The 13,285-nt window shown below is 70.5% G+C and carries 15 protein-coding genes; 9 read left to right on the top strand and 6 right to left on the bottom strand.

Features of this window, described 5'->3' with window-relative positions; translation table 11 throughout:
- The first annotated feature begins 148 nt into the window (after positions 1–148).
- The 3 genes from ACWC2T_RS00930 to nirD are packed head-to-tail and all read left to right on the top strand — an operon-like array spanning position 149 to position 4,322.
- A complete protein-coding gene (locus ACWC2T_RS00930; RefSeq protein WP_450668327.1) occupies positions 149–1,366 on the top strand; it encodes an NAD(P)/FAD-dependent oxidoreductase in 1,218 nt (405 codons plus the stop codon).
- Positions 1,366–3,972 (top strand): nitrite reductase large subunit NirB, encoded by a 2,607-nt coding sequence (gene nirB / locus ACWC2T_RS00925; protein WP_450668326.1) that lies wholly within the window; start codon positions 1,366–1,368, stop codon positions 3,970–3,972. Before ACWC2T_RS00930 ends, nirB begins: the two co-directional genes overlap by 1 nt.
- On the top strand, positions 3,969–4,322 hold the full coding sequence (nirD, locus tag ACWC2T_RS00920; protein ID WP_450668325.1) for a nitrite reductase small subunit NirD: 354 nt from the start codon (positions 3,969–3,971) through the stop codon (positions 4,320–4,322). The genes nirB and nirD overlap by 4 nt, the downstream gene beginning before the upstream one ends.
- A gap of 58 nt (positions 4,323–4,380) precedes the next feature.
- Here nirD and ACWC2T_RS00915 read toward each other — a convergent pair whose 3' ends face one another.
- Genes ACWC2T_RS00915 through ACWC2T_RS00905 form a run of 3 tightly spaced genes read right to left on the bottom strand, consistent with a single transcriptional unit; the run spans position 4,381 to position 7,371 of the window.
- Positions 4,381–5,214: a carbohydrate ABC transporter permease gene (locus tag ACWC2T_RS00915; protein WP_351203181.1), complete on the bottom strand. Its 834-nt coding sequence runs from the start codon at positions 5,212–5,214 to the stop codon at positions 4,381–4,383.
- Entirely contained in the window at positions 5,207–6,109 is a 903-nt protein-coding gene (locus ACWC2T_RS00910; RefSeq protein ID WP_450668324.1) for a carbohydrate ABC transporter permease, read from the bottom strand. Before ACWC2T_RS00910 ends, ACWC2T_RS00915 begins: the two co-directional genes overlap by 8 nt.
- The gene (locus tag ACWC2T_RS00905; protein ID WP_450668323.1) at positions 6,106–7,371 is read right to left on the bottom strand and encodes an ABC transporter substrate-binding protein; all 1,266 of its coding nucleotides are present in this window, start codon (positions 7,369–7,371) and stop codon (positions 6,106–6,108) included. The genes ACWC2T_RS00910 and ACWC2T_RS00905 overlap by 4 nt, the downstream gene beginning before the upstream one ends.
- 374 nt (positions 7,372–7,745) lie before the next feature.
- Between ACWC2T_RS00905 and ACWC2T_RS00900 the strand changes: the two genes are divergently transcribed.
- Positions 7,746–8,135, top strand: coding sequence for a DUF4232 domain-containing protein (locus ACWC2T_RS00900; protein WP_450668322.1), 390 nt, complete (start codon positions 7,746–7,748; stop codon positions 8,133–8,135).
- Between the two features lie 69 nt (positions 8,136–8,204).
- Here ACWC2T_RS00900 and ACWC2T_RS00895 read toward each other — a convergent pair whose 3' ends face one another.
- The 3 genes from ACWC2T_RS00895 to ACWC2T_RS00885 are packed head-to-tail and all read right to left on the bottom strand — an operon-like array spanning position 8,205 to position 10,362.
- The gene (locus ACWC2T_RS00895) at positions 8,205–8,357 is read right to left on the bottom strand and encodes a hypothetical protein (RefSeq protein WP_450668321.1); all 153 of its coding nucleotides are present in this window, start codon (positions 8,355–8,357) and stop codon (positions 8,205–8,207) included.
- Positions 8,358–8,409: 52 nt separating this feature from the next.
- A complete protein-coding gene (locus tag ACWC2T_RS00890; RefSeq protein ID WP_450668320.1) occupies positions 8,410–8,901 on the bottom strand; it encodes a hypothetical protein in 492 nt (163 codons plus the stop codon).
- A 9-nt stretch (positions 8,902–8,910) separates the two neighbouring features.
- Positions 8,911–10,362, bottom strand: coding sequence for a helix-turn-helix domain-containing protein (locus ACWC2T_RS00885; RefSeq protein ID WP_450668319.1), 1,452 nt, complete (start codon positions 10,360–10,362; stop codon positions 8,911–8,913).
- Between the two features lie 162 nt (positions 10,363–10,524).
- Here ACWC2T_RS00885 and ACWC2T_RS00880 point away from each other — a divergent pair, with 162 nt between their 5' ends.
- From ACWC2T_RS00880 to ACWC2T_RS00860, 5 genes are all read left to right on the top strand, one after another.
- Entirely contained in the window at positions 10,525–10,761 is a 237-nt protein-coding gene (locus tag ACWC2T_RS00880) for a hypothetical protein (protein WP_450668318.1), read from the top strand.
- Positions 10,758–11,153: a DUF6415 family natural product biosynthesis protein gene (locus tag ACWC2T_RS00875; protein ID WP_450668317.1), complete on the top strand. Its 396-nt coding sequence runs from the start codon at positions 10,758–10,760 to the stop codon at positions 11,151–11,153. The genes ACWC2T_RS00880 and ACWC2T_RS00875 overlap by 4 nt, the downstream gene beginning before the upstream one ends.
- Before the next feature lie 293 nt (positions 11,154–11,446).
- Positions 11,447–11,683, top strand: a complete 237-nt coding sequence (locus tag ACWC2T_RS00870) for a DUF397 domain-containing protein (RefSeq protein WP_450668316.1) — start codon at positions 11,447–11,449, stop codon at positions 11,681–11,683.
- Positions 11,684–11,886: 203 nt separating this feature from the next.
- A complete protein-coding gene (locus tag ACWC2T_RS00865) occupies positions 11,887–12,264 on the top strand; it encodes a hypothetical protein (RefSeq protein WP_450668315.1) in 378 nt (125 codons plus the stop codon).
- A gap of 15 nt (positions 12,265–12,279) precedes the next feature.
- Positions 12,280–13,182 (top strand): JmjC domain-containing protein, encoded by a 903-nt coding sequence (locus tag ACWC2T_RS00860; RefSeq protein WP_450668314.1) that lies wholly within the window; start codon positions 12,280–12,282, stop codon positions 13,180–13,182.
- Positions 13,183–13,285 lie beyond the last annotated feature (103 nt).

Raw genomic sequence — 13,285 nt, 5'->3', positions numbered from 1 at the left:
CCCACCCCGGCACACCCCGGCCTCACAGCCCGCCTCCGCCCCCGCACGGACCCCTCACACGCCCTGCACGGTGTCGCTGAGCGCAGCGTTCCTCACGGGAAACAGACGTGATGCGGCCGGGTAACGTCCACGCCGCACGCTCAACGGCATGACCTCGAATACGCGTGTGGTGGTGATCGGCGCCGGCCTCGCGGGCGTACGGCTCGCCCAGCGGCTCGGCGAGCTGGGCACGCCCGCGCTGCTCGTCGGCGAGGAGGAGCACCCGCCGTACAACCGGGTACTCCTCGCCGAGGTGCTGGCCGGGCGGTACGCCCCCGAGGTGATCGGCCTGCCGGCGCCCGAGGGCCTGCTGCGCGCCCAGGTCACCGGCATCGACCGGGGCGCCCGGACCGTCAGTTGCGCCGACGGCTCCTCGATCGCATACGACACGCTGGTGCTCGCCACCGGGTCGAACCCGGTGCTGCCGCCGCTGCGCGGTCTGTTCACCCCGGACCACCAACTCCCGGAGGGCGTCCACGCGTTCCGCACGATGGACGACTGCCTGGGGCTGGCCAAGGCGGTCCGGCCGGGGGTGCGCGCGGTCGTCGTCGGCGGAGGCCTGCTCGGCGTCTCCGCCGCCCGCGCGCTCGCCGTGCGCGGCGCCCAGGTGGTCCTCGCCCAGCAGTCCGAGCGGCTCATGGAACGCCAGCTCGACCCGGACGCCTCCCGGCTGGTGCTGCGGCACCTCACCGGCCTGGGCGTCGAGGTGCACACCGAGTGCCGGGTGCGGGACGTGCGCTCGGTCGCGGGCGCGGTCCGCTCGGTGGAGATGGCCGACGGCTACGCCCTCGACGCCGATCTCGTCGTCCTCGCCTGCGGGGTACGGCCACGCACCGGACTCGCCGAACAGGCCGGTCTCGCCGTGCACAAGGGCATCCTCGTCGACGACGAACTGCGCACCTCCGACCCGCACATCCACGCCGTCGGCGACTGCGTCCAGCACGACGGCAGGGTCTACGGCCTGGCCTCCCCCGCGCTCGAACAGGCCGACGCGCTCGCCGAACTGCTCGCGGGCGACCCCGCGGCCCGGTACACCGGCACCCGCTCCCTGACCCGGCTGACCCTCAACGGCCCGGGTTCCCCCTTCGACCTGGCCGCGTTCGGCGAGACCGAGGCGCGCCCCGGCGACGACGTGGTACGGCTCGCCGACGCCACCCGCGGCACCTACCGCAAGGTCGTCGTCCGTGACGACCGCCTGGTCGGCGGGGTCCTCGTCGGCGAACTCGGCACCGTCGGCGCGCTCGCCCGCGCCTGGGAGGGAGCAGAGCCGCTGCCCTCCGACGGCGGGCCCCTGCTCCACCTGCTCACCAATGATGGAGGCTCCTGATGACCACCGCCCTGGGGGCCACCCCCACGATCGTGCTCGTCGGCCACGGCATGGTCGGCCAGCGCTTCCTCGAAGCGCTCGCCGAGCGCGGCCTGACCGCCACGCACCGCGTGGTCGTGCTGTGCGAGGAGCCGCGTCCCGCCTACGACCGCGTCGCCCTCACCTCGTACTTCTCGGGCAGGACCCCCGAGGACCTCTCCATGACGGACATGGAGTTCATCGACACGCACGGCATCGAGCTGTACGTCGGCGACCCGGCGGAGACGATCGACCGCGAGGCGAGGAAGGTCACCGCCAGGTCCGGCCGGGTCTTCGCGTACGACACCCTCGTCCTCGCCACCGGCTCCTACCCCTTCGTGCCGCCGGTCCCGAACAAGGACGCCGAGGGCTGCTTCGTCTACCGGACCATCGAGGACCTCCTCGCCATCGAGGAGTACGCCAAGACCAGGGCGACGACCGGCGCCGTGGTCGGCGGCGGTCTGCTCGGCCTGGAGGCGGCCGGTGCGCTGAAGGGGCTCGGACTGACCGCGCACATCGTGGAGTTCGCGCCGCGCCTGATGCCGGTGCAGGTGGACGAGGGCGGTGGCGCGGCGCTGCTGCGGACCATCGAGGGCATGGGCCTGAGCGTGCACACGGGCGTGGGCACGCAGGAGATCGTCACGGACGCCTCCGGCGCGGTCACCGGCATGAAGCTGTCCGACGGCTCCGAACTGGCCACCGACATGGTGGTGTTCAGCGCCGGCGTCCGCCCCCGCGACCAGCTGGCCCGGGACTGCGGCCTCGCGGTCGGCGAGCGCGGCGGCATCACCGTGGACGAGCAGTGCCGTACGGTCACCGACCCGCATGTGTTCGCGATCGGCGAGTGCGCGCTGGCGGCGGACGGCCGGGTGTACGGCCTGGTCGCGCCCGGCTACGAGCAGGCGGAGACGGCCGCCGCCACCATCGCCTCCGACGAGGCGTCCTTCACCGGCGCCGACCTGTCCACCAAGCTGAAGCTGCTCGGCGTCGACGTGGCGTCCTTCGGTGACGCGCACGGCACCACCGAGGACTGCCTGGACGTCGTCTACTCCGACTCCCGCACCGGCCTGTACAAGAAGCTCGTCATCGGCCCGGACGGCACGCTGCTCGGCGGCATCCTGGTCGGCGACGCGGAGGCGTACGGCACCCTGCGCGCCCTGACCGGTTCGGTGCCGCCCATCTCCCCCGAGTCGCTCGTCCTGCCCGCCGGAGCCGACTCGGGGGCCCAGCTCGGTCCGTCCGCCCTGCCGGACGAGGCGATCATCTGCTCCTGCCACAACGTCAGCAAGGGCACGATCCGCGGCGCGGTGACGGAGCACACGTGCACCACCGTGCCCGAGGTGAAGAAGTGCACCAAGGCCGGCACCGGCTGCGGCTCCTGCGTCAAGGTGCTCGGCCAGCTCGTCAACGCCGAGCTGGAGGCGTCCGGCGTCGAGGTCGACAAGGGCCTGTGCGGCTGCTTCTCCCAGACCCGCGAGGAGCTGTACGAGATCGTCCTCGCCCTGCGCATCACGTCGTACCAGGACCTGCTGGACCGGTACGGCCGCGAGGGCGCCCAGGGCGGCGACGGCTGCGAGGTGTGCAAGCCGGCCGTCGGCTCGATCATCGCCTCGCTCGCCCCGGCGATCGGCGCGAGCGGCTATGTCCTGGACGGCGAGCAGGCGGCCCTGCAGGACACCAACGACCACTTCCTGGCCAACCTGCAGAAGAACGGCTCGTACTCGGTCGTGCCGCGCATCCCCGGCGGCGAGATCACCCCCGAGGGTCTCATCACGATCGGTGAGATCGCCCGCGACTTCGGCCTCTACACGAAGATCACCGGCGGCCAGCGGATCGACATGTTCGGCGCGCGCGTGGAGCAACTCCCGCTGATCTGGGCCCGGTTGGTGGACGCGGGCTTCGAGTCCGGGCACGCCTACGGCAAGTCGCTGCGCACGGTGAAGTCCTGCGTGGGCTCCACCTGGTGCCGCTACGGCGTCCAGGACTCGGTCAGGATGGCGATCGACCTGGAGCTGCGCTACCGCGGACTGCGCTCCCCGCACAAGCTGAAGTCGGCGGTCTCCGGCTGCCAGCGCGAGTGCGCCGAGGCCCAGTCGAAGGACTTCGGGGTGATCGCCACCGCCAACGGCTGGAACCTGTACGTCGGCGGCAACGGCGGCGCCACCCCGCGCCACGCGGACCTGCTGGCCCAGGACCTGTCCGACGCCGAACTGGTCCGCCTCATCGACCGGTTCCTGATGTTCTACATCCGCACCGCCGACCGCCTGGAGCGCACGAGCGTGTGGCTGGAGCGGATCCCGGGCGGCCTGGACCACGTACGGGACGTGGTGGTGCACGACTCGCTCGGCATCTGCGACGAGCTGGAGCAGCTCATGCGGGCCCACATCGCGCATTACCGCGACGAGTGGGCGGAGACCATCAACGACCCCGAGAAGCTCGCCCGGTTCGTGTCCTTCGTGAACGCCCCGGACACCCCGGACCCGGTCGTCGCGTTCGTCCCCGAGCGCGACCAGATCAAGCCCGACCTGCCGCTGCTGTCCATCGGCCTGCGGCCCGCCGACGACGTCCTGGAAGGAAGCGCCCGATGACCCTGGCTGTCGAGACCACCGACCTGAAGGTCCAGCTCCGGCTCGCCGACGACGACTGGTTCACGGCCTGCGACCTGAGCGCGCTCACCCCGGGCCGCGGGGTGGCCGCCCTGCTGCCGGACGGCCGCCAGGTGGCCCTGTTCCGGGACCGCGCCGACCGCCTGTACGCCGTCGACAACCGGGACCCCTTCACCGGCGCGGCCGTCCTCTCCCGCGGCCTGACCGGCACCCACGCCGGCCGCCCGTTCGTCGCCTCGCCCCTGCTGAAGCAGCGCTTCGACCTGGTCAGCGGCCAGTGCCTGGACGACGAGGAGGTGCGGGTGGCCGCGTACGAGGTGCGCGCGGCGTAGTTCCGACTGTGTCTGAGGGCGCTGGAGCGCGACCAAGCCCGCCGTGGCCGAAGGGAGGTCAGTCGATCCCCGACCGCTCCACCCCCGCCACGATCCACCGCTGGAAGAACAGGAACACGACGAGCAGCGGCAGGATCGACACGGCGGCGGCGACGAACAGCTCGTGCAGCCGCACGACCTGGGACGTGGTGAACGACGACAGGGCCACCTGCACCGTCCAGGCGTTCTGGTCCTGTCCGATCACCAGCGGCCACAGGAAGGAGTTCCACGCGCCGAGGAACACGATCGTCCCGACCGCCGCGAACACCGGCCGCGCGTTCGGCACCACCACCAGCCAGTACGTCCGCCAGTAGCCGAGCCCGTCGACCTGTGCAGCATCCTCCAACTCCCGCGGGAAACCGAGGAAGTACTGCCGGAACACGAAACAGGCGAAGGCGGAGAACAGCGTCGGGACGATCAGCCCCCGGTAGGTGGAGATCCAGCCCAGCGACGACACCAGCACGAAGCTGGGCACGAAGGTGACGGCGGCCGGGACCATGAGCGTGCCGAGGATGCCGTAGAAGACCTTGTTCGCGTGCCGGTAGGGGATGCGGGCGAGGCCGTAGCCCGCGAGGGACGCCAGGAGCAGGGTGCCCAGCGTGGTCGCGACGGCGATCAGCGCGGAGTTCAGCAGCGAGCGGGCGAACGGGACGGAGGGATCGTCGAACAGTTCCCGGACGTTTCCCCACCTCACCTCGCCCGGAAAGAACGTCCATCCGGGCGAGGTGATGTCCTGCTCGCTCGACAGCCCGTTGCGCACCAGCAGATAGAAGGGGATCAGAAAGACCAGCGCGAGCGCGATCAGCAGCACCAGCCGGAGCGCCCGCCCGGCCCGTACCAGGGCGTCATCCATCGGCGTCCGTCCTTCCCAGCCGCAGCCACCGTGCCTGCCCCACCGTGACGACCGCGATGATCAGCGCGAGGATCACCGCGCCCGCACTGCCGAGCCCGAGGTTCTGCCCCTGACCGAGAGCGGTGTAGTAGAGGTAGACCAGCGGCGGCCGGGCGTACGGGGGATAACCCCGGGCGTCCGAGAGCAGGTTGTAGAACTCGTCGAAGGCCTGGAAGGCGTTGATGACGAGCAGCAGCACCACCGCGACCGAGGTGGCCCGCAGCTGGGGCAGGGTGATGTGCCGCAGCACCGTCCAGCCCGGCCGGGCCCCGTCCACGGCGGCCGCCTCGTACAGCACCGGGTCGATCCGCTGCAGCCCGGCCAGGAACAGGATCATGTAGAAACCGGCCTGCAGCCACAGCCGTACGGTCACGATGACCAGCCAGTACCAGGGCGGATCAGTGCCGGCCAGCCAGGCGACGGGATCCTGGCCGAGCCATCCGAGGACGGTGTTGGCGAGCCCGAACCGCACCCCGTTGAAGATCGACATCTTCCACACCAGCGCGGCGACGACGTAACTGCACGCGGCCGGAAGGAAGAAGACCGACCGGAAGAAGGCCCGGGCGCGTTCGAGGCGGTTCACCATCAGCGCGAGCGAAAGGGAGAGGACATAGGTGACCGGCACGATGAAGGCGGTGAAGAGGAGAAAGGTCCGCAGGCTGCCGACGAACGCGTCGTCCCCCAGCATCGCCGTGTAGTTGTCCAGCCCGACGAAGTGCGTGGGCGTGACGGTGTTGTGCGCGTCGAAGAAGCTCAGGCCCACGCTCCACAGCAGCGGAACATAGGTGAACAGTGCGAGCCCGAACGCGAACGGCCCCACGAACACCCAGAACCAGAGGGTCCTGCGGCGCCTCACGAGACCTTCTTCACCCGGGCGAGTTCCGCACTCACCTTCCGTACGACGGCCCGCAGTTCGCCCTCCGGACTCGCCCCGCTCGTGATGATCCGGCTGAGCGCGTCCTGGTAGGCGGTCTGGGCGGCCGGCGTCCACAGCAGGGGCTGGGCGTAGCCGTGGTCGGTGGTGAAGCGCACGGCGTCGGCGGCGGCGCCGGACCGCAGCGCGGTGGCCTTCCTGGCGAGGGAGATCCGGGCCGGGATGTGAAACCCGTACGACAGCGCGAAGTCCTCCTGGTAGTCGGTGCGTTGGACCCACAGCCAGCGCACGAACTCCTTCGCCGCCTCCTTGTGCCTGCTGCGCGCGCTCACGGCGGCGCCGTACGCCCCGACGGGCACGGAGGGCTTCCCCTGACCGCCGTCCTTCGGGAACGGCAGGACACCGAAGTCGTCCCCCAGCTCCTTCTTGATCTGCGGCAGCGCCCAGAGCCCGGACCACTGCATCGCGGTCAGCCCCTGGATGAAGGCGGACGGGTCGGACCAGTCGGCGGGCGCGCCGAGGAGGAGGGACTTGTCGGCGTAGAGCCGGTGCAGCTTGCCGAGGGTGCGGGCGGCGGCGGGATCGTCGAAGCCGACCTTGCCGTCCGCGGTGACGAGCTGCAGCCCGGCGGCGTACAGGGGCGTGCCGCCGAGCACACCGGCTCCCCCGTCGTTCCCCAGGAACAGGCCCTTGACCTTGCTGCTGGTGAGCTTCTTCGCCGCGTCCACGAGGGCGTCCAGTGTGTCCGGCGGCTGGACCCCGGCGTCCCGCAGCAGGCTCTTGCGGTAGTAGAGCATCTGCATGTCGATGACCTGCGGGATGCCCCAGACCCGGCCGTCGTACGTCTTGGGCGCGAGCACGGCCGGGTTGAAGTCGCCCCGGACGCCCTGGAGCACATCGGTGAGATCGACGACCTGCCCGCCCTGGATCTGGTCCAGCGTCGGCCCGTTGACCTCGAAGACGTCCGGCCCGGAGTCGGTGAGCAGGGCGGCGGCGGTCTGCTGGTCGTAGTTCCCCGGCCGCCACTGCACCCTGACGCGCGCCTTGCGGTAGGCGCCCGCATAGCGCTCGACGGCCTGCTCGGTACCGGCCTCACCGTACTGGTGGTACCACTGCGACAGCTCCGTCCCCTTGCCGTCCCCGCCCCCGCGCCCGGTGTTGGACCCGCAGCCGGCGACTGATCCGGCCCCTGCCGCCGCCACCCCGGCTCCCGCGACCAGCAGTGCCCTACGGCTCATCGTCATCGTCGGCGCCCCCTGACGTCGGTCGTCGTCCTCGTCATCGATGCACGGCCCAACGATCAACCATGCGCGATGATTACGAAAGGGGCGTTGCGGCCGTGTGTCAGGTGCCCCGGAGGCATGGGTACAAGGGACGGGCACAACTTTTCCGGCCCGGGGTGCATCCAACACAGTGACCTTCATCCACCCTTTCGCCCGATGGAGGCGGATGTGTCATGTTTCAGTATCCGAATCCTCTGAGATTCCTCCGGACACTCCCCAGGCGCGGCCCGGCGGCCGTACTGACAGCCGCTCTCCTGCGCCTCACGGCCGCGGGAGCCGCGTGGAGCGCGACCCCGGCGGCAGAACGGACCTCGACCGCCGCCCGGACCTGCGGCGTGGGCGACCTGTACCTCTCGATGGGCCGCAAGGAAGGCGCGGCGGGGTCGCTGTACTGGTCGATCCGGTTCACCAACACGAGCACGACCAGCTGTGCCCTGCGCGGCTACCCGGGCGTCAGCGTCCTGGACACCGCGCACCACCAGACAGGCCCGGCCGCCACCCGCAGCGGCCGGTCCTACGACACGGTCACCCTCGCCCCCGCCCATACGGCGTCGGCGGTCGTCCGCACCACCAACGGCCCGGTCGGCGGCCCCTGCCTCCGTACCGGCACCTACCTGCGGATTTACCCCCCGGCCTCCCGCACCGCGACCCTGGTCCCGGCGCCGTGGACGATCTGCTCCGGCATCTTCCAGGTCGGCCCGGTGAACGTGCAGGGCGCTTTCTGAGCGGGGGACAGAAGAGCCGAAGGGGCGGCACCCACCACCGGGTACCGCCCCGAGCGACTCCCACGCCTCTCAGTCCCGCCGGATCAGCACCGCGTCGATACGGCGACCGACCAGGGGGAGCGAGCCGAGGGCGGCTACGGCCACGGCAGCCGGCGAGCAGGTGGGGCTCAGCAGCATCGGCTCGGTGCACCACCTGACGCAGCTGGAGAAGGAGGGCGTCATCGTCCGCGAACGGTGGCAGCCGCGCAGCATCCGTCTCACGCGGTGACGCGTTTCAGCGCTGCCGTGCCGCACCCTCTGGCCACACGACGTCCACCGGGAGACCGGCTTCGCGGGCCTCGATGACGGTGTCGGCCGTGCCGCCGCCCTGGGGGGATGGCGGCTCGCCGTTCCAGACGGCGACGAGCCGGTCCGCACGGCGGAGGACCGTGCGGTTGGCATCCTCGTATGCGGAGCGGTTCGCGGTCTCGTGGTCCAGGACCAGGACCTCGGCGGCGGCCGCCATGAGCCGGTCGAACGTCTCCGCGTGGTCAGGCCTGACCTTCGCCTGCCGGTAGTCCTTCGAGGGGATGACCACGACCAGGCGGCCGCCGAGTTCGAGCACCGCCTCGGCGAACAGCGAGTCCGAGCCCTTGGCGATGCACGACACGCCGGTCAGGTCTCCGCCCGCAGCATACGGCTTGAGCGTCTCCACAAGGGCGTCACGTACGAGAGGCACGCTGGAGTCGGTCAGGTCCATGTGCCCGGTGACGGCGATCCTGGTCACGGTTCTCCCTCAGTTTGACAGCAGGTCGCGGATCATTGTGCGGGCTTCCGTGACGCGCTGCGAAGCCGCCCGGCCGACGGTGTACGGGTACAGCTGGCCGAGCTGGGTGCGGACGCGGGCGGACTGGGTGCGAGCGGCGGCTTCAACGGCGCGCCGCGTGTGGTCGACGGCTCCAGCCACGTCGCCCATGAGGAAGTGGCACTCTGCCAGGCCGATCGTGTCAAGGGCGTGACTGCGGCCTGCTTCGGGGCCGCGCTGATTCACAGCCTGACGGATGGAGTCTGCGGCTGGCTCGGCGTGCTCCTGGGGGTGCTGCCGGGCCATGTCGAGAAGTCGGCCGCCGGTGACGCCCGCCAGCTCGGCTTCGTCGAAGTAGGCGATCCAATACGGCTCTTCTTCGGTTCCGGCGTCGGCGAGAGCCTCGGCTGCTTCGTCGGTGGCGCGCCTGAAGGCAGACGGGCGTCCCATCGCGGCGTACGCCCAAGCCTCCCGCGTGTGCAGCATCGCGCGCAGACGCGCACCGGCCTGCCTGCCCGCACCCTTCTGCGCCAGGTGCATGAGTTCCAGGGCGTCATGCGGCCGGTCCCGGTACAACATCTGCCGGGCCATGCCCGCGAGCACGTTGGCACCGAAGACGGCGTCGCCGCCGGCGTGGGCCGCACGCAGCGCGAGCAGGTAGTAGGACTGGGCCTGCCGCTGGAGGCCCGAGTCCCACGCGATCGTCGCGGCCGTGCCTCCGAGGTAAGCCATCACCCGGAACAGGCCTCGTTCGACGTCCGGCGCCTGGTGCTCTTCGAGGTGGCTCGCGACCTCGTTCAACTGGCCGACGACGGCCTTGCGGCGCAGGCCTCCGCCGAACCGGTGGTCCCAGGCTCGGAAGGCGCGCGCCGTCGCTTCCAGCTCCTGTACTTCCCGCATGCCGATGCGGCCCCTGCGGTGGCCGTTCTCGAATGCCGGTGCAGGCTGGAGCCAGCCCTCGAGGGAGTCGAGGAGGGCGGCGCCGGACAGGGCGGCGCCGGCGAGGGCGCGGGTGACTGCGCGGCGGTCCATCACGAGATCGCTCCTGGTCAGGTCTGCGGCCAGGTGCACGGTCGCAGTGGAGCGCCAGGGCGCGTCATCTGATAACCGTGCGGCTGGAGGCTGTTGAGGCCGCGAGTCTGCAGCCTCGGGTTGTCTCTCCCAGGGGCGTTCGGCAAGTCCCACCATCCGGCCCGGGATTCGCAGCCCGTCGGCGATGCGGCAGATCACTTCGAAGCTGGTGACCTGCTGCTGACCGCTGATGATCGTCGAGACCTTGCCGGGGGTGAGTTGGCAGGCGGACGCGATGCGGTTCTGCGACAGGCCGCCCCACTTCTTGATGAGGGTGAAGGCTGCGGCGAAGTCGTGCTCTGCCAGGGCTCGCTTCAGGTCGTCTCTGTCGAGGACTTCGGGTGCGAGCGGGCCGGGGGTGGCGGCGTCCATGGGGCCAACTTCCGGAGTGATCGTATGCGCATCGTCGCGCCGTACCGAATCAGCAACGAGTGTATTACCGCCTCGGTAACCCCTGCCGGTCATCCCGTGACTTAACGCTGGGGAGGACGCTCGATGCACGGACCCCGGCGACCGCGCGAACGGTCCCGGGGCATGGCCAACGCTGCGTGGAGCGTCAACATGATGAACGGTACAGCCTCACCCGACACCTCCCCCAAGGGTGGCATGACGATGCGGGTCTACACCGTGGACCGCTACGGCACGATCACCCGGGACCGCGGAACGGTCACCGTGGCGTTCGGCAACGAGCCGCTGCCCGTGGGCATGGACACCGCGTTCCCGCCGTGCGAGTGCCCGCGCTGCCAGGCTGGGCAGGCGGTGAGCCGGTGAGCACCGCTGTGAAGCAGGACAACGACATGGGCATGGTCGACATCGCGACGATGCGCGAGACCGCGGCCCTACTGCTCGGGCCGGACGACGGACCCGACACACTCCCGCCCGTCCCCACTGAGCTGGACACCCTCACCACGATGCTGCGCGGCCACCTGGCGCAACTCATCCCCGAGGTCGAAGCGAAGGCCAGGCGGCTGCCCAAGAACAGCGTCCGCCGGTACTGCGCGGTTGCCTGCGTTGACGAGGCGAACAGGAAGCTGCGGGTCGGCGACGGATGCACGCCGGCCGTCCGCGTGGCCGTGGCGCGCAAGCTCGCCCGCTCCCTCAACGCTCTGTGCCGTCACTACGAGCTGCTGGACTGCCAGGCTCCGACGGGCGAGCAGCCGTGAAGACGATCACCGGGCTGCTCGTGTACGTGGCGGCAGTGTCCGCCCCGGTCCTCGCCCTGGTGCTCGCGAGGAAGCCGCGCTGACGCCACCCCCATGGCGGCCGCTCCGGGTCAGGGCCGCACCCCATGACGCCCGTCCCGTCGGTGTCCCGCAAGACGCCGACGGGGCGGGTCTGCAAGACACCGCCCCAGGCCCCCAACCCTGGACAGGTCGAGCCTGGGGCGGGCCAGCAACACCGCCAGAGCGCGGAGAAACGGTCTCCGCGCGCACGGATGCACCAGAAGGAGTGTTCCATGAGCGGCATCTACGGCCTCCCGATCGAGGCAGCGAGCTTCCAGAAGTTCTGCGGCGGCAACCTCCAGGGCGAGCACGAGTCCTGCGTCGAGGTCGGTCAGATCCCCGGCACCACCGAGGCGTACGTCCTGCGTGACAGCAAGCCGGAGGGCGCGGGGAAGGAGCTGCGGTTCACTCAGGGCGAGCTCGACACGTTCGTCGTCGGCTACGCCGCCCAGCGGGGTCTGAAGCTCTAATCTGGCCCCCCTTCCACAGCACCCACACGCGGGCCGCTCCGCACGCGGGGCGGCCCGCACTCCCTAGAAGGGCACAAATGAGCTGGTCAGGGCACTATCACGGGTACGGTCCCTGGATCGGGACACCGGAGAGCTACCACAAGGAAGGCAACCGGCGCCCACCGCATCCTGACCCTCCCGCCCCGCTGGCGACTGACGACAAGTTGGCCGAGCGAGCGCTCGCCCGGTACCGAGAGGTCGCCGCCGAGTTCCCGACGTCGAACCTGCCGCCCATGATGACGGGGCACTGGCTCCTGAAGCGCAACCAGGCTTCCGTCGACCGCACATGGACCGACCCGGCGGTGGCGCTGGAGTGGATGACGAAGCACTACCTCGCCAACCCTCCGTTCGAGCGCGAGGACGGGAGGCAGGCGTACGCCGGCCTGGGCACGAAGCGCGATTACGCCACCGATGTCCTGCCAGTCGGCGTCGATGTGACGTGGGCCTACTACAACCGCTCCGGGAACATCGTCTCGACCAGTGTCGTGTGCTGCCCGAACCGCCATCACCCCGAGTTGGCGTGCCCGCTGCCGCCCTCCTGAACCGAAGGACAAGCCATGTCGCTGAGCCTCTTACTGCCCGAGAACGGCGTGACGGAACTGCTGACCGAGTGGCCCGATGAGCCGCGTGTCTTCGAGCGCGGCAGGACGGCCCTCGACGAGACGGTCACCGCCGCCTACCTCCACGACTACGTCGACACAGGCTGTGTGCCGGTGAGCGAGATCGCCGTCGTCAAGGCGCCCGGACCATCCCTGAACCAGAACGCCTACATGGCAGGCGGCCGCACGGATCCGGCGAAGCTCCGCAAGCTGTATGAGAAGGGGTTCACGCTCCGCCTGGGCAACCTCCAGCGGGTCATCCCGTTCATGGCGCGCGTCTCACGGAACATCCAGCGGGAGACCGGCTACAGCAACTACATCCACGCTTTCCTGACCCCTCCCGGCAACCAGGGGCTGCGGCACCATTGGGACCAGCAGATGGCCGTCATCGTGCAGACGGCGGGCATCAAGCGCTGGCAACTGTGGCGGCCCGCGGTCGGGGCCCCCATGCGCGACTACAACGAGTCCTGGCGGGTCTGGCGGGACAACTACATCCCCGACTGGGAAGCCGCCGGCCCGGACCTGGAGGTTGACCTGCATGCCGGGCAATCGCTTCTCCTGCCCCGGGGCTGGGTCCACAACCCGCACGCGGCCGGGGCCGCCGAACACAGCGTCCACCTGACGTTCGCCATCCGCGAGCGCACCCCTGTGTGGCTCGCCGAGAAGCTCGTCGAGGGCATCATCGCCGACCCGCGCTTCCGCCGGATCATCCTTCCCGGTGACATCCACGGGCCGACGCTCACCGAACGGGTGCAGGAAGCCCGCCAGGAACTGGTGAGTTATCTCGAAGGCCTCGACCTCGGCGGCCTTGCCCCGTCCCTGCGACAGGCAGCTGTGAAGGAGTTGGAGTACACCACCTGACCCCGCCCCCGCCAACCGGCCCCGCTCGTCTGCTTCCCTCGTGGCGGATGGGCGGGCCTTGCCATGTCGGTCGACGAGGACGGAGAGGGGCGGCACCACACCA

The sequence above is a fragment of the Streptomyces sp. NPDC001393 genome (assembly GCF_053597455.1).
The sequence above is the reverse complement of the archived record's forward strand: the minus strand, read 5'-3'. Positions and strand labels throughout refer to the sequence as shown.